28 protein-coding genes and 1 tRNA gene are annotated in these 22,590 nt (G+C 53.4%); 12 read left to right on the plus strand and 17 right to left on the minus strand.

The genetic code is table 11. The features are described 5' to 3' along the window. Position 1: 1 nt before the first annotated feature. Both EYA77_RS03400 and EYA77_RS03405 read right to left on the minus strand, forming a co-directional pair. On the minus strand, positions 2-280 hold the full coding sequence (locus tag EYA77_RS03400) for a MoaD/ThiS family protein (protein WP_042698466.1): 279 nt from the start codon (positions 278-280) through the stop codon (positions 2-4). Between the two features lie 38 nt (positions 281-318). Continuing rightward, positions 319-762, minus strand: coding sequence for a peptidylprolyl isomerase (locus tag EYA77_RS03405; protein ID WP_042698469.1), 444 nt, complete (start codon positions 760-762; stop codon positions 319-321). 176 nt (positions 763-938) lie between these two features. Between EYA77_RS03405 and ilvE the strand changes: the two genes are divergently transcribed. The 9 genes from ilvE to EYA77_RS03450 all read left to right on the plus strand — a co-directional run bounded on the left by ilvE (position 939) and on the right by EYA77_RS03450 (position 6,898). Next, entirely contained in the window at positions 939-1,802 is an 864-nt protein-coding gene (gene ilvE, locus EYA77_RS03410; RefSeq protein ID WP_042698472.1) for a branched-chain-amino-acid transaminase, read from the plus strand. Positions 1,803-1,871: 69 nt separating this feature from the next. After that, positions 1,872-1,944 (plus strand) — tRNA-Glu (locus tag EYA77_RS03415). Positions 1,945-2,017: 73 nt separating this feature from the next. Continuing rightward, complete coding sequence (locus EYA77_RS03420) at positions 2,018-2,338, plus strand: tetratricopeptide repeat protein (protein ID WP_042698474.1); 321 nt, start codon at positions 2,018-2,020, stop codon at positions 2,336-2,338. 48 nt (positions 2,339-2,386) lie between these two features. Continuing rightward, positions 2,387-3,160: a hypothetical protein gene (locus tag EYA77_RS03425; protein ID WP_042698477.1), complete on the plus strand. Its 774-nt coding sequence runs from the start codon at positions 2,387-2,389 to the stop codon at positions 3,158-3,160. Beyond that, complete coding sequence (locus EYA77_RS03430) at positions 3,157-4,188, plus strand: hypothetical protein (protein ID WP_095642454.1); 1,032 nt, start codon at positions 3,157-3,159, stop codon at positions 4,186-4,188. Before EYA77_RS03425 ends, EYA77_RS03430 begins: the two co-directional genes overlap by 4 nt. Before the next feature lie 12 nt (positions 4,189-4,200). After that, positions 4,201-4,794 (plus strand): hypothetical protein, encoded by a 594-nt coding sequence (locus EYA77_RS03435; protein ID WP_167815866.1) that lies wholly within the window; start codon positions 4,201-4,203, stop codon positions 4,792-4,794. After that, a complete protein-coding gene (locus tag EYA77_RS03440) occupies positions 4,787-5,131 on the plus strand; it encodes a hypothetical protein (RefSeq protein WP_167815867.1) in 345 nt (114 codons plus the stop codon). Before EYA77_RS03435 ends, EYA77_RS03440 begins: the two co-directional genes overlap by 8 nt. A gap of 7 nt (positions 5,132-5,138) precedes the next feature. Continuing rightward, a complete protein-coding gene (locus EYA77_RS03445) occupies positions 5,139-5,678 on the plus strand; it encodes a hypothetical protein (protein ID WP_167815868.1) in 540 nt (179 codons plus the stop codon). After that, positions 5,678-6,898, plus strand: a complete 1,221-nt coding sequence (locus tag EYA77_RS03450; RefSeq protein WP_052319959.1) for an SPFH domain-containing protein — start codon at positions 5,678-5,680, stop codon at positions 6,896-6,898. The genes EYA77_RS03445 and EYA77_RS03450 overlap by 1 nt, the downstream gene beginning before the upstream one ends. A 75-nt stretch (positions 6,899-6,973) precedes the next feature. Here the strand turns inward: EYA77_RS03450 and EYA77_RS03455 are convergent, their stop codons facing one another. The 5 genes from EYA77_RS03455 to EYA77_RS03475 all read right to left on the minus strand — a co-directional run bounded on the left by EYA77_RS03455 (position 6,974) and on the right by EYA77_RS03475 (position 10,797). Further along, positions 6,974-7,318, minus strand: a complete 345-nt coding sequence (locus tag EYA77_RS03455; protein ID WP_042698489.1) for a hypothetical protein — start codon at positions 7,316-7,318, stop codon at positions 6,974-6,976. Positions 7,319-7,353: 35 nt separating this feature from the next. Next, on the minus strand, positions 7,354-8,421 hold the full coding sequence (locus EYA77_RS03460; RefSeq protein WP_167815869.1) for an ABC transporter ATP-binding protein: 1,068 nt from the start codon (positions 8,419-8,421) through the stop codon (positions 7,354-7,356). Continuing rightward, positions 8,414-9,121 (minus strand): ABC transporter permease, encoded by a 708-nt coding sequence (locus EYA77_RS03465; RefSeq protein ID WP_042698495.1) that lies wholly within the window; start codon positions 9,119-9,121, stop codon positions 8,414-8,416. The genes EYA77_RS03460 and EYA77_RS03465 overlap by 8 nt, the downstream gene beginning before the upstream one ends. Before the next feature lie 51 nt (positions 9,122-9,172). After that, positions 9,173-10,111 (minus strand): substrate-binding domain-containing protein, encoded by a 939-nt coding sequence (locus tag EYA77_RS03470; RefSeq protein ID WP_167815870.1) that lies wholly within the window; start codon positions 10,109-10,111, stop codon positions 9,173-9,175. A 281-nt stretch (positions 10,112-10,392) separates the two neighbouring features. After that, positions 10,393-10,797: a Tfx family DNA-binding protein gene (locus EYA77_RS03475; RefSeq protein ID WP_155897849.1), complete on the minus strand. Its 405-nt coding sequence runs from the start codon at positions 10,795-10,797 to the stop codon at positions 10,393-10,395. A gap of 418 nt (positions 10,798-11,215) precedes the next feature. Between EYA77_RS03475 and fdhF the strand changes: the two genes are divergently transcribed. Together fdhF and EYA77_RS03485 are read left to right on the plus strand one after the other, a co-directional pair. Further along, positions 11,216-13,285, plus strand: coding sequence for a formate dehydrogenase subunit alpha (gene fdhF, locus EYA77_RS03480; RefSeq protein ID WP_167815871.1), 2,070 nt, complete (start codon positions 11,216-11,218; stop codon positions 13,283-13,285). Positions 13,286-13,287: 2 nt separating this feature from the next. After that, entirely contained in the window at positions 13,288-14,532 is a 1,245-nt protein-coding gene (locus EYA77_RS03485; RefSeq protein ID WP_167815872.1) for a Coenzyme F420 hydrogenase/dehydrogenase, beta subunit C-terminal domain, read from the plus strand. Positions 14,533-14,717: 185 nt separating this feature from the next. On the opposite strand, the gene hisD is transcribed toward EYA77_RS03485, so the two are convergent. Genes hisD through EYA77_RS03520 form a run of 7 tightly spaced genes read right to left on the minus strand, consistent with a single transcriptional unit; the run spans position 14,718 to position 19,503 of the window. Further along, positions 14,718-15,968, minus strand: a complete 1,251-nt coding sequence (gene hisD / locus EYA77_RS03490; RefSeq protein WP_245241155.1) for a histidinol dehydrogenase — start codon at positions 15,966-15,968, stop codon at positions 14,718-14,720. Positions 15,969-16,009: 41 nt separating this feature from the next. Further along, positions 16,010-16,468, minus strand: coding sequence for a C-GCAxxG-C-C family protein (locus EYA77_RS03495; protein ID WP_167815873.1), 459 nt, complete (start codon positions 16,466-16,468; stop codon positions 16,010-16,012). Between the two features lie 40 nt (positions 16,469-16,508). Then, positions 16,509-16,988, minus strand: coding sequence for an HDIG domain-containing metalloprotein (locus tag EYA77_RS03500; protein WP_167815874.1), 480 nt, complete (start codon positions 16,986-16,988; stop codon positions 16,509-16,511). Continuing rightward, complete coding sequence (locus EYA77_RS03505; protein WP_095642448.1) at positions 16,981-17,616, minus strand: TFIIB-type zinc ribbon-containing protein; 636 nt, start codon at positions 17,614-17,616, stop codon at positions 16,981-16,983. The genes EYA77_RS03500 and EYA77_RS03505 overlap by 8 nt, the downstream gene beginning before the upstream one ends. Next, positions 17,613-18,686, minus strand: a complete 1,074-nt coding sequence (locus tag EYA77_RS03510; RefSeq protein ID WP_167815875.1) for an ATP-grasp domain-containing protein — start codon at positions 18,684-18,686, stop codon at positions 17,613-17,615. The genes EYA77_RS03505 and EYA77_RS03510 overlap by 4 nt, the downstream gene beginning before the upstream one ends. Continuing rightward, positions 18,683-19,240 carry a tRNA (cytidine(56)-2'-O)-methyltransferase gene (locus tag EYA77_RS03515; RefSeq protein ID WP_042698522.1) on the minus strand — a complete coding sequence of 186 codons (558 nt, stop codon included), beginning with the start codon at positions 19,238-19,240 and terminating at the stop codon, positions 18,683-18,685. Before EYA77_RS03515 ends, EYA77_RS03510 begins: the two co-directional genes overlap by 4 nt. Beyond that, positions 19,237-19,503, minus strand: a complete 267-nt coding sequence (locus tag EYA77_RS03520) for a hypothetical protein (protein ID WP_095642446.1) — start codon at positions 19,501-19,503, stop codon at positions 19,237-19,239. The genes EYA77_RS03515 and EYA77_RS03520 overlap by 4 nt, the downstream gene beginning before the upstream one ends. 66 nt (positions 19,504-19,569) lie before the next feature. Here EYA77_RS03520 and EYA77_RS03525 point away from each other — a divergent pair, with 66 nt between their 5' ends. Next, a complete protein-coding gene (locus tag EYA77_RS03525) occupies positions 19,570-19,977 on the plus strand; it encodes a hypothetical protein (RefSeq protein WP_042698528.1) in 408 nt (135 codons plus the stop codon). On the opposite strand, the gene EYA77_RS03530 is transcribed toward EYA77_RS03525, so the two are convergent. The 3 genes from EYA77_RS03530 to EYA77_RS03540 are packed head-to-tail and all read right to left on the minus strand — an operon-like array spanning position 19,974 to position 22,584. Further along, positions 19,974-20,684, minus strand: a complete 711-nt coding sequence (locus EYA77_RS03530) for a UPF0280 family protein (protein ID WP_042698531.1) — start codon at positions 20,682-20,684, stop codon at positions 19,974-19,976. The genes EYA77_RS03525 and EYA77_RS03530 overlap by 4 nt on opposite strands. An 8-nt stretch (positions 20,685-20,692) precedes the next feature. After that, positions 20,693-21,079, minus strand: a complete 387-nt coding sequence (locus EYA77_RS03535; RefSeq protein ID WP_042698533.1) for a 4Fe-4S binding protein — start codon at positions 21,077-21,079, stop codon at positions 20,693-20,695. Continuing rightward, positions 21,076-22,584, minus strand: coding sequence for a homocysteine biosynthesis protein (locus EYA77_RS03540; RefSeq protein WP_167815876.1), 1,509 nt, complete (start codon positions 22,582-22,584; stop codon positions 21,076-21,078). The genes EYA77_RS03535 and EYA77_RS03540 overlap by 4 nt, the downstream gene beginning before the upstream one ends. Between the last annotated feature and the right edge of the window lie 6 nt (positions 22,585-22,590).

The following is a 22,590-nucleotide window of genomic DNA, read 5'->3' on the forward strand; positions in this document are numbered from 1 at the left end:
TTCATCCTCCGGAAACCGGCGGATAGATCACGATCTCGTCACCCTCTGCCGTATGAAGGGTCTTTGCATCGTCGGAATCGATCCGTTCCCGGTTATACATAAGAATAATGTGTGACCCAAACGCCCCTTTAGGGAAGAGTTCGTCCATTCCGTCTTTCTGTGTCTTTGCAAAAGCCAGAAGAGCGCCCAGAACAGACGTCCCCTCCGGGACGCTGAGAGTATTCACCTCTCCGAAAAGTTCACGAAATCTGGCAAACGAGCGTATGGTTATCTGCGGCATAATCGTAGTTAAGATGTATGGCCTGAAGCTATGAATAATTATGCGTCGGGGTTCGTTTCAAGGATCTCTGCCAGAGTGATCGTAAACACAAGGGTCTTGCCCGCCAGAGGATGATTTGCGTCAAGCGTCACCGTGTCCTCATCGATCTTTGTGATGGTCACCGGGATCTGGTTTCCGTCGCCAAGCTGGATCATCAGCTGTTCGCCCGGTTCTGCGGTGAACCCTTCGCCAAACTCTCCGCGAGGAATCTCCACGGTCATCTCATCGGTCTTTTCACCGTATGCATCTGCCGGAGAAATCGTCACCGATTTTGTTTCGCCGATCTCCATTCCGAGAACCGCGGCATCGAACCCCGGGACCACCATGCCGGAACCAACGATAAACTCGAGGGGGTCACGGCCCTCCGATGAGTCGAAGCGTGTGCCGTCGAGAAGTTCGCCGATGTAATGTACGCGAATGGTATTGCCGTTTTGTACTGACATACCGTTTTTGTGGGCTCTGACTATATAAGTAGCTGACGCACCCGGACCGAGGGGTCCGCATCGCCCGGTGAATCACGTTTTTCCCCGGGAATACTGACTGAAGAAACACAGGAGTTCAGGCGCCCTCATTAGGGAGACCAAAATCCTATATCATACCACATCACATATAATTTATCATGTTAGTTTACATAAACGGGAAATATGTTCCTGAAGATCAGGCAACTGTCTCGATCTTTGACCACGGGTTCCTTTACGGGGACGGTGTGTTCGAAGGGATCAGGGCATACAACGGCCGTGTGTTCCGTCTTAGTGAACACGTTGACCGTCTCTTCGACTCAGCCAAGGCTATCGATCTCAATCCCGGGATCACCCGCGCCGAGATGGCCGAGATCATCAAGGAAACACTGCGGAAAAATGATCTGAAGGATGCCTACATCCGACCGATCATCTCCCGCGGAAAAGGAACGATGGGTCTCGATCCCCGTCACTGTGAAAATCCCACGATCATCTGCGCCGCTTCAGCCTGGGGTGCGATGTACGGCGATCTGTATGAGACCGGCCTGACCGCCGTCACCGTCTGTGTGAGAAGAAACCCTCCGGACACCCTTCCGCCCAACATCAAGTCCCTCAACTACCTCAACAATATCCTCGGCAAAATCGAGGCAAACTATAAAGGGGGCGACGAGGCGATCTTCCTCGACCGAACAGGCAAACTGGCAGAAGGCTCAGGCGACAACATCTACCTCATCAAAAACGGCGTTCTCTCCACCCCTCCGACCATCAACAACCTCAAAGGCATCACCCGCAGCGTTCTTCTCGACATCTGCGCGAAACTTGCGATCCCCTTTGAGATCTGCGAACTTGGACTCTTCGATCTCTACACCGCAGACGAGGTCCTGGTCACGGGAACGGCAGCGGAAATCTGTGCGATCACCAAAATAGACGGCAGAATGATCGGAAACGGCGTTCCAGGCCCAGTCTACAAAAAACTTCTTGCCGCATTCCAGACGGAGACGCAGAACTCCGGCGATGCATACTGACCCCGAAATCACACAGGGTCAAACAAAAATCTTTTTATAATTCAGCGTTGACTATTATAGGCAGTTTGAGCTGATATAGTGTAGAGGCCAATCATGCCGGCCTTTCACGCCGGCGACTCGGGTTCGAATCCCGATATCAGCATTTCCGGCGGCATCTATGTGCTGCCCATCCAGATCATGACCCTTTTACATACGAAATTTTCTGCAGTTTCATTATGACATTTCACCCGACCAACAACCCTGTCTTCTGGAAAACGACCGCCGAGTCGCTGTTTTCAGAGGAACGCTATGAGAAAGCAGCCGAAGCATACCTTCGGTTGACGGAACTTCTGCCAAACGATGCCGAAGCATGGAAAGGAAGGGGAGCCGCGCTCTTTGCCCTGGAAAAATACGGTGACGCAGTCAGCGCTTTCGAGCGTGCACTGATCCTTTCCCCGGACGACAGAACCTCGCTGGAAAACCTGGCCGCATGTTTTGAAAAACTCGGCGCCTCTGAGAAGAGGGCAGCCTGTCTTCTCCGGCTCAGCGATCTCTGAGTCCCGGCAGGAAGATATCCTTATCCGCTAAGACGCCAAGAAAATTATATGCCCGATTTTCAGTGCCCAAAGTGCGGCGCATCACTTCAGGTCAAACCCGGAACGCAGATGGCGACCTGTTCGTTCTGCGGGACCGTCACCTATATCGACAGGCGCTCTGCGCTGTTTTTTTATCTGCTCCCCTTCTCCATCGACGAGAATGCGGCAAAAGGTATCTTTAAACGCTGGACAGCCGGTCCGGCACAGGCGAAAGATCTCGAATCATCTGCAAATATCACAAAGTTTGCAAAGGAGTTCTTCCCGGTATTCAGATTCCGCCGGACGGTGAACGGCAAAGAGACCGTGTTTGTAAAACCGGCAAAGGGAACACTTCTTCCGGGAATGCAGGATCTGACCATCCCTCCCGGAAATATCGTCATATATGATGCGAATGCATCAACGAAAGGAGCCGACGTGATCCAGCCGGACATCGCGATCGATTCATATCTCCCCGAACTCACCGGCACGCCTATCGACCAGGCACTCGTCTACTTCCCGATCTATGAGATCGCCTACACGTATAAGGGCGCCGCTTATCAGGCGGTCGTCGACGGATCATCCGGCGCGGTCTATACGACCTCATCGCCGACCCGGAGTTCGGGCGCCTACATCGCAGTCATGGGACTTGCATTCACGCTCGGGCTGCTCGGCGGCATTCTTGGAATTATGGTCAGCCCGATATTTTTCGTTCTGGTGATCGCCGGATTTTTCGCAGGAAAACTTCTTGCGGCCCGGGTGGTCGAAAGACAAAAACCTGCTGACGCGGAGGTGAAAGCAGAATGACTGAAGCGCAAAAGATCCTTGTCTCGATGACCTGCCCCTCGTGCGGAGGTCAGGTGCAGTGTGAAGAGGGAGAGGATCTGGTCCTGTGCAAGTTCTGTGAGTCCGTGTTCGCACTGACGACCGACGAGGGCGCAAACAAAGTCATGTACAAAATGACGGTCGATAAAGACAAGGCCCTTGCAAAAGTCAGAGACTGGTGGAAGACCGGTCCGAAAGCACAGGACCTTGTCCAAACCGCACAAGTTACCGAGGCATACCCCATGTATCTTCCGTTCTGGCGGCTGATCGCCCGGGGGAAAGCATGCGTCTGCGGTATCGAGGAGGAGAGACGGGGCAAAGACAACCAGAAGGTCGAGATCCCCCGCGAAGCACTGATCAACCGGGAGTACATCTACTCGGAAATAGCCTGTGAAACGGGAGACCTCGGGATCCAAAGCATCGTGATCCCGGAACGCGCACAGGCAATTTCCTATGATGATCAGGAGATCGTCACCTTCGGCGTCACCTCTTCGCGTGACAACGCATACGAGGCCGGAGGACGGGCCATCCGGCAGACCGCAGTCGAAGACGGGGGAGCGAGGATGGACAAGATCTACTTCTCGAAGTCGTTCTTCTTCCCGAAAGCATTCACGCTGGTCTATTATCCCTTCTGGATCGTCAGATACTCCTATGAGGGCCGGACCTACTTTGCGACCGTGGACGGAATCACCGCACGGGTCGTCTCGGGCAGGGCGCCGGGAAATGCAGGCAGCCAAAGTACCGCTGCCGGTATCGGAGGCGCTCTTTCCGGCGGACTTGCAGGGTTCGGTATTGGTCTTGCGATCGTGACCGAAGGGACAGATGTAGGTATCGGCGTTCTCGTTGTCGGGATCGTGGCCGCCGTCGCTCTTCTCGGCTACTTCTATAACCGGTTCAGATACGGTGATGAGATCCTTGAGGGAGCAGTGAACGGAAAAGGATTGAAGTCAGGCAGGACCCAGAAAAAAGTACAGCCGATCTACAATGAAACATATGACTACTTCAAATAAAGGTGATCTGAGATGCTGTTAAAAGAACTAAAATGCCCGGGGTGCGGTGCGCCGCTCAAATCCAAGGAACGCGACATGATGCTTGCCTGCAGTCACTGCGGAAGGATCAGTCTGTTTGCAGACGGAACCGTAGGAGATGTCTCCTACTCAATCGCCGCCCCGGCCGAAAACCGATCGGAGGAACTTATCTATGTTCCCTTCTGGATCGTGAATGCTGATCTGAATGTCAAAAAAGAGAGCATCTCCGGCGGCAGGATCTCCCGGTTTATCACCGACAGGAAACAGATGAGGGGCACCCGGGACTTCTATGTCTGCGCCGCCGCACTTCCCGAAGATTCCTGCAGGAAATGGAACATGGACCTCACGCTCGATCAGCCGGAACTCACGTTCATTTCCGGGTTCAAAGGAGCAAAGCGTGCGGTAATGACGATGGAGAAGGGGATCGCCGGAGAGAATGCGGAGTTCCTGTTCCTTCGGTATGAAACGGAGATCCCCGGGACCCTGCAGACACTTGAGTATGACTTTAAAATAAACAGCACCAAAGTGCTTTATCTGCCTGCATACAAAATCAATGATACATATATATTAGGTATCTCTCATGAGTGATGTTGAAGATAAACGCATGCACCTGATATGGGCGTCAGTCATCCTGATGCTTGGTGTTTCCATTCTGGTGACATATCTTGTACCGGCGGTCGGATTCTGGGAAGGCGCAGGCATCTTTCTGACGGGGGTCGGCGTGATCTCGCTTTGTCTTGCCATGTTCATGGGCAAACGGGTCTCACCGGTTTTTCCCCTGTTCCTGATCCTCGCAGGAGTGATCCTCCTCGTCCAGGGACTGCTGACAACAGTTTTCCCGGTTCTTACTGCCCCGATCCTGATCGGCGCAGCACTGGTGATCGTGGCGGCAGGAGCCATACTTTTCCTGATATTGAAAAAATAAGTGGATTATGACAGTAGATTTACGAGACAAAGTTGAGGAAGACCGGGGTCTTATCAAAAAGATCCAGCTGTGTATCCCGGGATTTCGCGGATACAGGCAAAAGGAGGATATCCGGATCGCCGACTCGATGCTTCGTCAGCAGATCGCTGATGAACTGAAAAACACTGTTCTTCTGCCTCTGGAGATGACCCGCGAGTCAGCATCCAGAGCGCTCGAACTCGATCTCATGAACGATCTGGCAGCCGTGATCTCCCAGGCAAAAACCGCCGAGGCAAAGATCCGTCACGCAGAACAGGGATACACCGGCATCTCGCCGGCAGCCCGGATCAAAAAGACCGAGCTGAATGCGCTCTACGAGTATGATCTCGCGCTGATCGACGGGATCCGCGGGCTTGGCGACCTGGCAAAGGCCGCATCCGGCAGTGCCGGGACCGGGAATTTTGTGAAAACTGCCTCCCTTCTTCGCGAGATCCGGGAAGGATTTGGTGAATTTACCGTGATATTTGACAAACGCTGCGTAGATATGGCAGGAATAGGTGCATTCTGATGGCATTCTTCTCTAAAACAAACAAGAATATCGGCTCGGGTTCTGACATCGAAGGTGCAGATTCCCGAAAAGGTTTCTACTGGGTCGAGGATCAGAAAGGTGAGAACGTCATGTGGCGGCTCCCAAGAAACGTTATGTGGAACGATAACGTGCTCGTCCGTGAAGACGAATACGGTATTTTTTTCCGTGACGGAAAAGCCCTCGCAGTTTTCGACCGGCCCGACCGGTACGCCCTGACGACGCAGAATATTCCTGTCCTGAAAAACATTCTCGGGACCGTGGTCGGCAATGTCCAGATCGGTGAGTTCTACTGGGCCCAGAAGCGTGAGTTCCGGGATAAGTTCGGAACACCCCAGCCGCTCGCATTCCGCGATGTGGACTTTGGCGTTGTCCAGCTCAGGATCTTCGGCCAGTTTTCCTATAAGGTCGTCGATCCGCTTCTTTTGATCACCCAGTTCGTCGGAACAAAAGGGATCACGACCTCGGCAGAGATCGTTGACTGGCTCAAGTCCCAGATCGTCACTATTCTGAATGATACCCTCGGCGAACTGAAGGCCAAAAAACAGATGGGCGTTTTGGATATGCCTGCTTATCTGCAGGAGATCGAACAGCTCTGCCTTGGCAAACTGACGACCGAGACTGAGGTCTATGGTCTCAAGATCATGAAGTTCGCCGGCCTGAACATCAACATGCCCGAAGAGGTCCAGGAAGCGATCAACAAGCGCGGGGCGATGTCGGCACTCGGGGTGAATTACATCCAGTATCAGTCCGGAAAAGCCATTGAGGGCATCGGACAGGGCGCTGCAAAAGGAGGCGAAGGATCAGGATTTGCCATGATGGGCGCCGGTATGGGTGCCGGAATGAGTATGGGAAATATGATGGGACAGGGGATGGCAGGCGCCGGAAGTCAGCCGGCTCCTTTCGGCGGCCAGCCGGGCGCAGGCCAGACAGCAGAGCCAAATCCGGCAGAGAATATGGAGACATGCAGCAGCTGCGGGGCAAAAGTTCCTGCAGGCACGAAGTTCTGCCCGGAGTGCGGACAGAAGATGGTCCCTGCAGGCAAATCGGCCTGCACAAACTGCGGCGCAGCCCTCATGCCCGGGGCGAAGTTCTGTCCGGAGTGCGGCACGAAAGTTGAGACCTTGCGAAAATGTCCGCAGTGCAATGCCGCGGTTCCTTCGGGAACAAAATTCTGTCCGGAATGCGGACAGAAACTCTGATTTTTTTTTATTGATAAAATGTTGATATTTTTTATCTGACCGGAAAAAACAGCCGTCAGCTTATGAGCGCCGGCTCTATTCGTCCCTCTCGAAAAGAGCATCCAGTACTTTTTTTCCAAGGATCCCCTCGATCTCGCTGAGCTCTTCATCCGATACGCCGGTAAAGAGGCGGCGCGATCCCGCAGGCGTTGTAAAGATGCCTACCCGTTCGGTACGGGTCAGATACCCGTTCGCTTCAAGTCCGGCAAAATAGGGGAGAACATAATAATGCGGCACATCCAGTTCGGCAGATATCTTGCGGGTCGTCGGGAACTTCACTTCAAGCCCGTCGGAGCTGACGGTGAAGGAGATCTTTCCTTCAGCGATCAGGAGTTTTCTGCCGCACGCAAAAATCGCATCTTCTGAAAGAGGTTGTGCCATCTGAATAGTATATTGACACGCTGTCCTCTTGATGGTTATGATGTATCGGGTATCACATGGACCACATCAGACCGCCAGCCGATCCATACACGTTCCCCGGGAGCATACACATCCCCGGTCTGTCTGAACGGCACGATGACCGTGAAAAGACAGCCGGCATTCACACTGACCTCCAGAAAAGCTCCTGACCTGGCCGATGAGATGACAACGCCTGACACGGATCTCCGGTCTCCCGTGATCCCTGTTTTCGAAAGAGTGATGTCTTCGGCGCGCAGCATAATCTGCACATTCTGCACGTTCCCCGCCAATGATACGGGGACCTGACAGAAGCTGACCTGAGAAGATACGACCTCCCCGTCTCTGACATGACCGGTGAAGATGTTTTGAATCCCGACGAACTTTGCCACCTTCCCGCTGATTGGATGATAAAACACTTCGTCAGCCAATCCGATCTGGACGAATGTCCCGTCCATCATCACGGCGATCCGGTCGGCGAGCCGCTGACCCTGAGCCTGATCATGGGTATTGATGATGATTGTCGTCTTGTTTTCCCGGTTTTCCCGGATGATCATCTCTTCCAGGATCCGGGTCGAGACGGGATCCAGATTTGCCGTTGGTTCATCCAGAAACAGGATCTCCGGCCGGGTCACCAGGACGCGGGCAAATGAGATACGCTGGCCTTCACCGCCTGAAAGGGTACGTGCCCCGCGTTCTGCAAACCGGCTCAGACCCATATGTTCCAGGATCGCGGCGACCCTCTCTCCCCTCTCTATTTTAGGCAGATGCCGGTATGAAAGACCCAGTTCGACATTTTCAGCGACGGTCCGGTCAAACAGCACCGTCTTTTGAAACAGCATCCCCATCCTTCCCCGTATCCTGTGCACCGAGTGTTTGGTTACGGGTTCGCCGAAGATGCACATCTCTCCCTGTGAAGGCGGTTCGATCGTATCCATCATCCGCATCAGCGTACTTTTTCCGGCGCCGGATGGTCCGATGATCGCCAGTATCTCGCCTTTTTTCACCGAGAGGTCCAGGGGGCGGACGACCTCTTTTTTGCTGTAGCTTTTTGCAAGACCGCGGACGGTAAGGATATCTTCACTCATCCTTCACCCTCCCGTTATAATGCTGAAGTACATTGACACCGAGGTTTACGATCAGGGCGATCGTCAGCAGGATAATTCCCAACGCTATCGACATGGCAAAGTCCCCCATAGAGGTGTTGAGCGTGATGGCGGTCGTCAGGGTCCGGGTAAAGTGCCGGATGTTTCCTCCAACCATCATCACGGCCCCGACTTCGGCGATCGCCCGGCCAAATGCCAGCACGACTGCAGAAAGGATGGCAAACTTCGCTTCCCGCACCAGGGTCAGCAGGGCGCGGTAAGCGCGTGCATTCAGGGCCAGGGTGGTGTATTTCATCTCTTTATCCAGACCCGTAAGGCCGGCAACCGTGAATCCGATGATCAGCGGGGAGACTAAAATGACCTGGGCAATGATCATCGCATTGGTCGTATAGAGGAGATTTAAGGAGCCGAGGGGTCCTGAATAGGAGACAAGAAGATAGACCAGCAGTCCGACGATCACGGTCGGCAGAGCATATAAGGTCTGCACGATATTGATGACGGCACGTTTGCCGCGGAAATCATAATAATAAATAAGAGCGCCAAGAGGGATGGCGACCAGCGCCGCGACCAGGGTTGCCGCAACGGAAACATACAGACTTCTGCCGGCAATTTCCAGGATCTCCGGGTTCAAAGTAACGATAAGTGTTACGGCTTCGATAAATCCGTCGCTGATCTCTCCCATGTGTGTTTATCCTATGCGGTATAGATTAAAAAAAAAGATGGGGTTGTGTTCTTACGCGGACGGTGCAACTACGGGCGTTTTACAGTCGATGTTGAACGGCGGAAGAGTGCTGTCCTTTAATGTGCTCATCGGCGTGAAGAGAGCTTTACCATAGGTCTCGACACCAAAGGCGCCGATGAAGTTCTGTCCGTCTGCGGAGATCAGCCAGTTGGTGAAGGCAGTTGCGTCAACCACATTGGTGTTCGGGAACTTTGCCGGGTTGATGGTCATGATGGTGTATCTGTTCAGAAGGGTTGCACCTTCATTGATGATGATCTCGAGCGGGAGGTTGTTGTTCTTCTTGTAGGCAAGATAGGTTGCTTCGTCAGTAAGGATGTATGCGCCAAGCTGACCTGCGGTGGTCAGGGAGTCGCCCATACCGGCGCCGGTCTCTTTGTACCAGGGTCCGGATCCGGTGATCTGGGCGGTGTAGTTGAATCCTGCGGATTTCCAGATGGCCTTTTCTGCAGAGTGGGTACCTGAGTTGTCGCCGCGGGAAACAAAGACGATGCCTGATGTGCCTGCTTCGCCGAGTTCTTTGAGTTTGGCAACTCCTTCTTCAGGAGTCATGCCGGCGATGCCTGCGGGATCGGCTGCGGGTCCGACGATGACGAAGTAGTTGTAGGCAATGCCCCGGTGATTGACACCATATCCTTCATCGATAAATGCTGCTTCCTGAGCCGGAGAGTGGACGAGAAGTACATCTACATCACCATTTTTGGCGGAGGCTATAGCTTTTCCAGTACCTTGGGAAGTGATCAGAAGATCAACATTGAACTTTTCCAGATAATAATCCTGGACGGCGTCCAGAAGTCCCGTATCATAAAGCGAAGTGGTGGTCGCTATTTTGAGCTGCGTGGGCTCCTGCTGATCGGCGGTCACACATCCTGCTGCAAAGATCACTGCAAAGAGAATGAGGAATACGCCCATTACGGACACTAATTTTTTCATACATTGTAATTTATATCAGGCAGCCAATAAATAAGGTTGTGAAAACACTGCATCAATGTTAACCGGATTTATGAATAATTTTTTGAAAATATTTCTAAATTTTAGAATAAATTTGGCATTGTTAGAGACCATTAATGGTTGTTGATCCTGATAACCAGTTGTTATATCAGCGTGGTTCAAAGCCTCGCGGTCTCAACCGCCGGATTTCTCCCCGATCCATCAGCAGCGCATACTTTTGTTTTCAGAGGAGTGAGTCGTAAAATAGCGTTTTTGCCGCAGGATCAGTATACGTAGATGATCCCGGTCGTATTAAGATAGATGTTGATATCCTCTTTTACCGCGGTCCCTGCAAGCTTTTCCGGGACCGCGAGCATGATCCGATTGATCAGTGCACTGGTATCATACTGGACTTTGATATTGAGCTGACGGGCTGATTTATATATTGTGTAGGCTTCCCGTGTCAGTTCGCTGCCTGCAGAAAGGGTGCATACCAGCGTGGAGTTCTGAGAGTACACATATGCCAGGGCCTCTTTGGCCAGGCGGATGTTTTCATTTGCAGATTTTTGGATCAGACTGATATTTGATCTGGTTGTCTGCAGAAGATCGGCGATCTCCTGCTGGGTCAAACCATCCTTACGGTATTGAATCACCATCTTTTGACGATCAGTAAGGAGAGGTTTGGGCACAAAGATAATTTATTACCTGAATACTATAATAACCCTTTTATCCTGCATGATAAAATAAAATCAGCTGATTGGCATGCGGCGCACCCTGAATTTGCCAAACCCACCGATAATAATCACAAAAATATTTGAAACCGCGGCAAATTCCCTGAATTTCGATAAATCCCAATATTCTTTGTCCGCTTTGAAATCTGGAATTCGCCATTATATTGCGCGTATTGACAAAACCGGCCCAATTTGACCGTATATTGATAATCAAACATTTGTGTTTATAATTTATTTTTGTAAATATATTTTAGATTTTGAAAGGGTGTTTTGTTAGCAGGTAAACTAACAATAGTTAATGTTAACTTATAATACCAGTTCGGCATGAAGGTTAATATGCGCAGTTTCAAACCTATATTCATATGAGGTTTTACAAATGACTGATTTGAAGTATGTAACGACAACCTGTCCGTACTGCGGAACCGGCTGCTCATTCAACCTCGTTGTCCGTGACGGAAAAACCGTAGGAGTAACTCCCTTCACCCGTTCACCAGTCAACGAAGGTAAACTGTGTCCAAAAGGCATGTATGCGCATGAGTTCGTCAACAGCCCCGACAGACTTACCACCCCTCTGATTAAGAAGGACGGAAAGTTCGTTCAGGCAAGCTGGGATGAAGCAACCGACTACATCGCACAGAAGATGAAGACATTCAAACCCTCCGAGATTGCCTGTCTTTCATCCGCCAGAACCTCTAATGAGGATAACTACGCTTTGATGAAGCTTGCTCGTGGTGTGTTCAAGACGACTCATATCGACCACTGTGCACGTCTGTGCCACTCCTCCACCGTTGCCGGTCTCGCAACCTCTTTTGGCTCCGGTGCAATGACAAACAGCATTCTCGATATCGAGAAGTCAAAATGTCTCTTTATTCTTGGTTCCAACACCTTTGAACAGCACCCGCTGATCGGACGCCGTGTCACCATGGCCAAGAAGAACGGCGCCAAGATCATCTACGCCGACCCGCGTTTCACGCCGACCGGAAAGCAGGCAGATCTGTACATGCAGTTCCGCAGCGGATCCGATGTGGCAATCCTCAACGGTCTGATGCAGATCATCATCAAGAACGGCTGGGAAAACAAGGACTTCATCGCAAACCGTACAAAAGAGTACGAAGCAATGAAAGCTGTCGTCATGAAGGACACCTACTCGCCTGAAAATGTCGAGAAGATCTCCGGTATCCCGGCAGCCCAGCTCAAGCAGGCAGCAGAGTGGATCGGAACCTCCGGCGCCACTGCTATCCTCTATTCCATGGGTATCACCCAGCACACAGTCGGTGTCGACAACGTTCACTCTGTCGCCAACATCCAGATGCTCTGCGGCAACCTCGGCCGCCCCGGAACCGGTGTCAACGCACTTCGCGGACAGAACAATGTGCAGGGAGCCTGCGATATGGGAGCACTCCCCGTCAGCTTCACTGCATACCAGAAGGTCACTGACCCGGCAGCACACAAAAAGTTCGAAGATGCATGGGGCTTCCCGGATGGTATCTGCGAACCGAAGAACGGTTACGAAGTTACTGTCATGATGGATATCTTGACCGACAAGCCAGGAGATCTCAAAGCACTCTACATCATGGGTGAAAACCCGATGCTTTCCGACCCGGACTTAACCCACGTCAAACACGCCCTTGAGGCAGTTGAGTTCATGGTTGTCCAGGATATCTTCCTCACTGAGACCGCAGAGCTCGCAGACGTCGTTCTTCCGGCAACCTGCTATGCAGAACGTGACGGAACCCAGACCTCGACCGAACGCCGTGTCCAGAAATGGAGAAAGGCACAGGACCCGCCAGGAGAAGCAAAACTCGACTGGGAAATCATCGCAATGGTCGCAGCAAAGATGGGCTACGCAGCACAGTTCCCGTGGAAGACCTCCGAAGAAGTCTTCAACGAAATGAGAATGCTCACCCCGTCCTACCGCGGAATGACCTACGAGAGACTCGACAAACCCGAAGCACTCCACTGGCCATGCCCCGAAGAGACCCACCCGGGAACCCCGATCCTTCACGGAGCTAAGTTCTCCCACCCGGACGGACTTGGAATCTTCTTCCCATGCGAATGGAAAGCACCTGCTGAAGTTCCGGATGCAGAGTATCCGTTCATCCTTACCACCGGCCGCTGCCTGTGGCACTGGCACACCGGTACCATGACCCGCAGATCCGGCAGTCTTGACCACGAAGTCCCGACCGGATGGATCGAGATCAACACCGAAGATGCAGCCGACCTCGGTATTGCCGACGGCGAAATGATCAAAGCAATGACCCGCCGCGGCGAAGTCGTTGTTGGTGCAAGAGTTACCCCTGACATCATGAAAGGCGTCATGTTCATGCCCTTCCACTTCGTTGAGTGCGCAGCAAACATGCTGACCAACAATGCACTCGACCCGGTCTGTAAGATCCCGGAGTTCAAGGCATGTGCTGTAAAAGTTGAAAAGATCACGGAGGCCTAAAAATGTCAGCAAAAGGCGATATGTTCTACGCATGGACCAACGTATCCGATATCAAAGGCGAATGCGGCGGAGCAGTAACCTCAATCCTCAAGTACCTGCTTGAGAGCAAAACCGTCGATGCAGTACTCACTGTTCAGAAAGGCGCCGATGTCTTCGATGCCGAACCTGTTGTGATCACCGATCCGGCTGACCTCGTAAAGTCTGCCGGTTCCCTCCACTGCGGAACCCTGCTGCTGCCCAAGCTCATCAAGAAGTACCTCAACGGTGCAAAAGACATGAAACTTGCCGTCACCTGCAAAGGCTGCGACGCAAAGGCAATGTACGAGCTTGCAAAACGCCAGCAGATCAACCTTGACAACATCGTCATGATCGGTCTGAACTGCGGAGGATCCGTCTCACCGGTTCTCGCCCGCAAGATGATCACCGAAAAGTACGGGATCGACCCCAACGACGTCGTCAAAGAAGAGATCGACAAGGGACAGTTCATCGTCATGACCAAAGACGGTCAGCACAAAGGCATCAAGATCGATGAGCTCGAAGAGGAAGGTCTTGGCCGGAGAAAGAACTGTCAGCGCTGCGAAACCAAGATCCCCCGCCAGACCGATATCGTCTGCGGTAACTGGGGTGTTATCGGCGAGAAAGCCGGCAAGGCAACCTTCGTTGAGATCTGCTCCGACAAAGGCGCAATGATCTTTGACGGCGCTGTCAAAGCAGGCGTCCTTGCAACCTCCGCACCTGAAGAGAAAGGCCTCGAGATCCGTGACAAGATCGAAAACGTCATGATCAAGATGGGCAAGAAGAACCAGGAAACGCAGTTCGCCGCGATCGGTGAAGGCACCGACCGTCTGAAATACATCATGGCAGAGACCGGCCGCTGCATTAAATGCTACGGCTGTATTGAAAACTGTCCGATCTGCTACTGTGTCGAGTGCTCCACCAAGAAACCCCACCTTGTCAGACCCGGTCAGGTCCCGCCGGACTTCATGTTCCAGATGATCAGATTCGCCCACATCGCCGACTCCTGTGTCAACTGTGGTCAGTGTACAGACATCTGCCCGCAGAACATCCCGAACTCACTCTTCATGCACGCCCAGCAGGTCGAGCTTGAAAAGATGTTCGGTCACAAACCGGGTATGGACATGGAACTCCCGGTCCTTGCATTCGCCGAAGAAATCGACGAGCGCGCCCGCCTGAATGCAACCGGCTCGGACATGATCTACGAGAACGTGTTTGGCGAAGAGAAATAATCTTCATCAGCAGTTACAGGAAAAAACCATTTACAGGGCCGGCCGGAGAAGCACTCTCTCACTTCTCCAAAAGCCGGCTCTGCTTTATTTTTTGGATTTGTACACGCGGATCTATTTTCAGCAGATGTTTCGTCGGCAGTGAAACGTATCTTTCACCAGGCGCTGGAAAAAAAGAAAAAAAAAGTTCAGGACCGGCGGATCATTACCGACGCGGCATGGGCGGCAAGTCCTTCGGCTCCGGCCAGAAGTTCTATGATGTCCCCGATCGAATCCAGCCCGTCCCTTGTCACCATCTGGACCTGCGAACGCTTCATAAAGTGATGGACGTCCAGCGCCGAGTAACTCTTTGCATAGCCGGCAGTAGGGAGAACATGGTTCGTTCCGGACGCATAATCCCCGCAGGCCACCGGCGTGTAGGGACCAATGAAGATCGACCCTGCATGCCGGATCTTTCCAAGCGTCGCCAGCGGATCGAAGGTCTGGATCGACAGATGCTCCGGAGCGATCTCATTCATCAGATCGACTGCCTCATCCAAATCACCGGCGATCACATAGCCTGAGTGGGCCAGAGCTTTTTCCATGATCTCCCGGCGCGGGGCGGACGCGATCTGCTTTTCGATCTCGGTCCCGACGTCATGAGCGATCCGTTCCGACGAGGTCACCAGAACGCAGGCCGCGTTCGGATCGTGTTCTGCCTGAGCAAGGATATCGGCTGCGATGAACGCGGGATTTGCCGACTCGTCCGCAAGAACGCCGATCTCGCTTGGACCTGCCGGAAAGTCGATCTCCGCATATTCGCGAAGCAGCATCTTTGCCTGGGTAACAAACACATTTCCCGGGCCGACGATCTTCTGGACCGGCCGGATCGTCTCCGTTCCAAGAGCCAGCGCTGCAATTGCCTGGGCTCCGCCTATCGAGTAGGCTTCCGTCACGCCGGCAATGTCGAGAGCGACAAGGGTCAGCGGATGTACCGGCGGCGGCGTACAAAGAACGATCTCAGGAACGCCGGCAACGCGGGCCGCAACGGTTGTCATAAGGACCGTGGAAGGATACGCCGCCCGTCCGCCGGGAATATAGGCGCCGACACGGTCCAGCGGCGTCGTCTTCACTCCAAGCGTGATCCCCGGTTCCGTCTCCTCAAGCCAGAGCGATTTATCCATCTGGAGTTCATGGAACCGGCTAATGCGTGCCTCGGCCTCGATCAGCGCCTGGACAAGGGCCGGATCGACCTCATCATATGCCGCATCGATCGCTTCCTGCGAGATTTGAAGCGAGGAAAGCTTCTGCTTATCGAACTTTTCCGTCAGCGCAAAAAGAGCCGCATCGCCATTTTTCCGCACATCCCCGATTATTGCTTCGACCGATTCCTTTACGTCGGCCAATGAGCCGCGGCGCATCGAAACCCACGACTCAACATTAAGCGGCTGCCATAACATGATAAACAGTATGGGTCGTGGAAAGATTTAGAGTATGGGGATTACTTTCTTTCGTCTGCTTCCCATTCGCCCAGCTTTTTTTCAAGGATAACGGATGCGGACTCCACCATCTTGGGACAGATCGTTTTAAACAGGCCCTCCTCTTTGATTATCGCGAGTTCATGCTCCTTCAGGATATCGTATCCAAGAAGGTCCCGGCAGAGGATCGAGCCGTTTTCCGCTTTGAACGCATCGAGAAATTCCACGGTTTTTTCATTCGTATCCGCTTTTGCTTCAACATCTTCTGCAGTGGAGGCGCCGTATTTCAGACCGATCACCATCAGCGCACCCGTAACTGCGCCGCAAACTTCGCCGTACCGCATGCCTGAACCGAAACTTCCGGCGATTTTCTTTGCGGTCTTTTCATCGACACCGAGGTCGTTCGAGAATGAGGAAAACACCGACTGTGCACAGTTTAACCCCTGGGAAAACGTAGCCACTGCTTTTTTTGCATTATCCATAAGTAAATCCCTTAAAGATATTCCATTAATTGGAAAAAAATCATTCGGCGAGCAGCTCGACTTCCATCGAAAGACGCCAGATCTTTCGTTTCGAACGGGCAGGCAGATCCGCGATCAGCATCATCCGCTCATAGATCGTCACCTCGCGCGATCCGGACACCAGATTATCCGCATGTGCTACGATCTTCTCCTCAAGTGTCTCCGGCACCGCAGAAACCGGCGGCAGACCAAGAAGAACGGATTCGTCTTCGGTCAGACCGGCGCCCGTATGCCTTCCGACGATTTTGGCGATATCCTCGGAAAGTTCCAGACGGCGGCAGATCTTCGCCCCTTTCGCGGCATGTTTGATTGAATGCGTCTTCGATCTCCCGATGTCATGCAGCATCGCCCCGGCATGTACCAGATCGGAATCGACCAACTCGCCGCTATAGCGTGCGGCGACCGCGGCAACTTTTTCGCAGTGGGAAACGACTCCGGCATCACAGCCGGCCAAAAAAAGAGTATGGGAATATTCAGGCATTGTCAAGCGCGGTCTGCATCTTGGCCAGACGTTTTTTCAGCGCAGCAACGATCAGCTCGTCGTCAAAATGCACAAGCATCGTCCCGCAATGGGGGCAGGAGAAGTTGGTCGTCATGGCGTTATTAAAGGTCGTCGTGATCCCGCAGTTCTTGCACTGATAAAAGTCGTTTGCCTCATCATATCTCAGACGCCCGGCAAGTTTTCCTGCCGCGACCTCCATCTCGTTACGCAGGACCATGTTCATATGATCCATACGCATAAGCCAGAGATAGGTCAGCCAGCCGGTCTCATTGTTTTTGATCCGGCGGTATTCGGCAAGCCGGTGCTCGTATAAATTATAGAGAGTGTGACGAACCGAGTTCAGATTGATCCCGGTAAGTTCGGCGATCTCCTCATCGCTGCGTTCTGCACCGGTGAGCTCCTCATCGGAACGCCGGGACTCGGCCAGGAACCGCGCTTTGTCGGATGCCTTGAGATCCTCACTGCTCAGTTTTGCCTCGATCCACCTGCGCGCGTATTCCACGTCTGACCAGCGGCGAAGGAGTTCCAGGCCCTCTTCTCCCACTAATTTCAGCAGATATTGATAGATTGCCGGATTCCCGAGTTGCTCTTCTGTGATGACCGTCATTCCTTAATAAGTTGGAGTGCATCCCTAATATGTTTATCCAGCGAGGCGAACGCCTCTTCGCGGGTCTTGCCAAAACCGGTCACGGAAAACATCACCTCTCCCTCTTCAAAGGAGGTGCCCGGATACGGAATGTCGGTGATGTCTGCAGATATCGCGGAAAGATCGGCATTGATCGTTATATCGCAGGGGGCGGCGAGGATCCGCCTGACCGCAAAACAGACCGGATCCGGGCGTTTTTTCGGCAGGATGCCCCGGCATGCATCGGCGTGCAGGGAAAAAAGGTTGATCCCAAGCGCCTTTTCCACCGTCTCGACCGTTCCCTGAAACCGGGGATTTATTTCGATGGCGTAAGCCTCCTTATCGGTCAGAACAAAATCCACCCCGACCGAACCGACACATCCGCTTGCAGCCACGATCTTTTCCGCAAGCTCCATCATCCGTCCGGCAAGCGGATGTCTGCACGGAGTGAGAGAACCGGAGAAGGCATAGGCGCAGGTGTCCCCGCCGCGAAGGATCTGTTCGTTTGCGCAAAGAGCCAGCGCCGAGGTCCCGGTCCCGAGACAGGAAACGCTTGCCGGCTGTCCGGCGATCGGTTCCTGCGCCATGCAGGGAACATGCTCCACGAACTCTTCCCAGATCCCGCGTTCCGCATCCGAACGGACACAGGCGTTTCGCCAGCCTCCGGCGCCGGAAAGGGTCTTCATCATCGCCGGGTACTCGCCCTTTTCCAGCCTGCGGGGAACGGGTACGCCGATCTCCTCAAAAAAGTCCTGGGTCTTTCCCTTGTCCATGAATCGTTTCGCGACATCTGCCACAGTTCCAAGACGGCGCGGCATCTCGAGAAGTTCCGCGCCGGATGTGGTCACGACATGATCGATGTCATACCTCTCCAGCATCCCGTCAACGGCAAACGGCAGTTCGTCCAGCTCATCGAAAGCGAGATGATCCTTCGTACACGAGATCAGGTCCTGGTCGCAGAAATGGTCTACTGCATAGACATCATACCCGGCACGTGAGGCCGATGCGGCAACATGGCGGGTGGTGTATCCGGCGACAAGAACGCTCTTCATAGCTCTTCTTCGTTCCCGTGCTCGTGTTTGATCGTGGTCTTTCCGATCTTTGTCGGCAGGACCTCCAGTTCGGCGTCCGGGAAGGCAAGATCCAGTTCCCTGCCTTCATACAGATGATCCAGACAGAGAGCAAGAGCCGAAATTTCCGAATGCGGCTGGTTTGCGACCGCGACATTGTAATCGGCAAGTTCATAGAGATCGCCCGGGACTTTTTCGGCGCCGACCACGATCATGACCTTCTCCTCCTTTCTGATATCGGCGATAACGTCCTGAAGCCGCAGACCGTACATGGTCAGGTGGACGACTTTGCCGCCGCTCTTTTTGAACTGGTTGATGCAGGACTTCCACTTGACATTGTTTTCGCAAAAAAAGGTCCCGCCAAATCTTGCTGCAACATCCGTGATACTGTCAGCAACCTTGGCATCATCGGCTGCAAGATACATGCCGCTTGCCCCCAGAGCGCGGGAGCTTAAACCGACATGGGTGGTGACACGCTGATCCCTTTCGGGACGGTGTCCTATTCTGAGGATATAGGATTCAGGTTTGAGATTCATTTTCGGACCTTGATAACGCCGTTTTCGATATAGATATCTGAGGGGGCGTTTTTGATTTCGTTCAGTATGAACATATCATTGAGTGAGAGAGCACAGACCGTATCGCCGGCAACGTGAATGAGACAGGCTTTCTCGAGTCGTGCAAGGGAGGCTTTTATCTCTTCCACGGAAAACAGTGAACGCTCTGCCAGTTCGGCGACCGTCATGTTCCCGCATTCAGGGATACAATGAAAGAGCGCCCAGTCTATGTCCTCATTTCTCATGTCCTAACAATTAGGAGGAGAGAGACATTATACTTTATTGAATCACACAACAGAAAAGTACCTTATATGGCGTACACCTCCAACTCCGAGCTTGACTCTCTGGCCGATGAACTGTATGAAGCGTCCGGGGATGACGACTTCGTCCTCGCGGAACTTCTTCGCGGCCTGCCAAAAGAGACTGCGGTCAGGCTCTGCACATCGGATCTGACCAATGCTCTTCAGACCTATCTTTACGCCTTCGAAGAGGAACCCGCAGTCGAGATCTATGAACGTCTGCTGCTCCAGCCCTCTTCACAGATCCTCCGCGGGATCAAGATCGGAAACGCGGAGCTCGCGGAGCTGATCTTCGGGTTCGATAAGAACTCTTCGCTCTTTTTTATCGCGGTCTGGAACGGGGAAAAGTTCCTCAAAGCCTTCTCCGGTCCCGGCGCCTACCGGGAAGCGGTGAAGTGTGCAAAAGAGCAGTGCGCCTAACCTTTCGTGATAAGATCATACCTGACATCTGCCGCGGCGATCTTTGGAAGATCCCCCCACTGGCCGATCCAGTCCCCGATCACCGCATACACGGCAGAGACCGAGGATCCGGCAACCTGTTCCATGACCTCGTCAAAGTTCTCCGGCGTAAGTATATTGCAGAGTCCGGTTGCCCAGGCATCGGCCTTCGCCGGATCACGGGAAAAACAGGTCACTAAGTCCGCGATCCCGAAGGAGACCGAAGGGCCGACGGTCGCTGAGGATGTGCATATCCCGAGGATCTCGTTTTGCGGCGGGATGATGAATGCGGTTTTTCCCGAAGACGGCGCGGACCCGGCGTAGATCCCGACACGCACGTCCCGATCAGAAAACAGTACGATATCCCCCCCGTTGTCGATCAGTCCGAACGCGGCGCCCAAATCCCGCATCGCCAAAACACCCGCCCAGCCGATCGATGCGGCGACCGCGGCCATAGGGCCGACATCAGCTTCAAATGCGGCATCCGCCATCCGTCTGACCGTTTCCGGGGAGCCGGCGGATGCCGGAACGGGTCCGTAACTCATCTGAAAAAAAGGATCGGCCAAAAGATACCGCTCAAGACTGGTCCGCGCCGCGATCATCCCTTCCTTTGCCGCTTCGATGTGACAAACATCGTCGGCGAGGATCGTGGTGATCGTCTCGCGGTATGCGAACTTTTCGCGGATCATGTGAGCCGTTACTTCTGGATGCTCAGCGCCCGCTGGGGGCAGTAGGTCGCACATCTTCCGCAGAGGACGCAGCGCTCGGAATCAACGACGAGCTGCCAGTTCTCGTCAAAGGAGAAGACCTGCTTTTGACAGATGCTGATACAAAGTCCGCAGTCCACACAGTCTGTACGGTTGTGGGAAACCGCGTCCTTCTGAATACGGATCGTGACCCCTTTTCGCGTGAGTGCCGCGATGAATCTGCCGGCATCATTGTCATCCACATCGAGGAGCGCCCAGCCCTCATCCCCGTCGATCAAGGCGCGTTCCACATTCACCATCACGCCTGACCGGAGGATAGCGGCGGCAATGTTTGGGTACTGGACCCCGTCGGAGTCAAACTCGACCATCAGCTTCATCTTCGTCCCCTCCCGCCGACAAGATCACCGAGATCATACGAGTTCAGCATCCCGAGGATATGCCGGGACGAGTCGATCACCACAAGGGCGCCGATGTTGTGCTGCTGAAGGATCCGGGCGGCAAAGTCCACCGGCGCGTCCGGACCGATCGTGATGACGTTTTTGGTCATGATCTCCGAAACGGTCATATCCTGCTCATCATTTGCAAATGCTTTGGAGACATCATACGTTGTCACGATACCGATCAGCCGGTTCTCCCTGTCGATAACCGGCAGATGGTTCGTCTCGCCTTTCAGCAGACGTTTCGCCGCCTCTTTGACGCTTTCGCCGCCGGTGATCGTCACGAATTTAGCGACCATCATCTCATTCACATGACAGACATACCCCTTCTCCGCCATGGGTTTGTTCCTCTTTTCGGCATCGATCGGCCGGGAAGCATGAGCCATCGTAAAGGAGCCTTTTTCGATCCGGACCTTCAGCTCGGCTGCGACCTCACGTGCCTTTTTATAACTCGAGAGGGGAGAACAGCGGACCTCTTCTCCGTCGATCTCGACCGATCCGCTCTTCAGCTCGGCATAGGTGACCTCGCGGATCACGGGCCGGTCCCGAAACGGCGTGCCGTAATCGACGATGCTCGTTTTCAGATCCTCATCGCGGACCGCGGTATGCTGCACGATCTCCTCGTTCAGAAGAGGGATCGGAACGCCGATGCCGACATACATCGTGACGCCGTATCCGGTCATGGTTGCGGCGCGGATAAAATCAGGAGACATATCCTTCATGTTTCCTGCGGTCATCAGGGTGCCGAATCCCGATCCGGGTGATGACTGCGTGCCTTCCCCGACCACGACGCCGTTTGCGCCGCCGATAAAGATCGGAGTGCCCGAACCGATCACGGAAAAGGTCGGATCGTTTGGAAGAGGAGAGAGACACCCGGCGCCGGAGTAGGTGATATTTCTGTGGGAAGGCAGAAGATAGCCCATATAGGTTTTTATTGCCCGGTCGCTCATATTCACGGCTGCATTATAGGACTGGTAGGCGTTTCTCGGATTGACCATGATTGCCTGATTGAGTTCCTGGAGCGTGAACTCGTTGGTTATGGAGGTGCGGGGATAACAGTCGGTCCCTTTTGCCCGTGCATGGAGCTCCACGGATTTTCCGGCGATCAGATCCTGAATGACATGGGCCCCGCCGTACTCCGCGTTCCTGGTGGTCGACTCCTGGGTCGCTCCAAGATAACAGTCGACGGCTGCAATGCCTGCATATGCTTCCACATTATTGAGCCACATCTTCTCCATCCTGATAGGGATCTCGGGATGACCAAAGTTCAAAAATGCCCCGGACGAGCACATCGCGCCGAAAGTACCGGTGGTGACCACGTCCACTTCACGAAGTGACCCGGTAACGCCGAGTTCGTCGACGATATCCGGCATCTCTTCAGCGCTGACCACACGGACACTTCCATCACGAATACGCTCATTTATTTCGTCGATGGATTTGTACATATAATT

Origin of the sequence: Methanocorpusculum sp. GPch4 (assembly GCF_012062385.1) — an archaeon.
In the GTDB taxonomy this organism is placed as follows: domain Archaea; phylum Halobacteriota; class Methanomicrobia; order Methanomicrobiales; family Methanocorpusculaceae; genus Methanocorpusculum; species Methanocorpusculum parvum.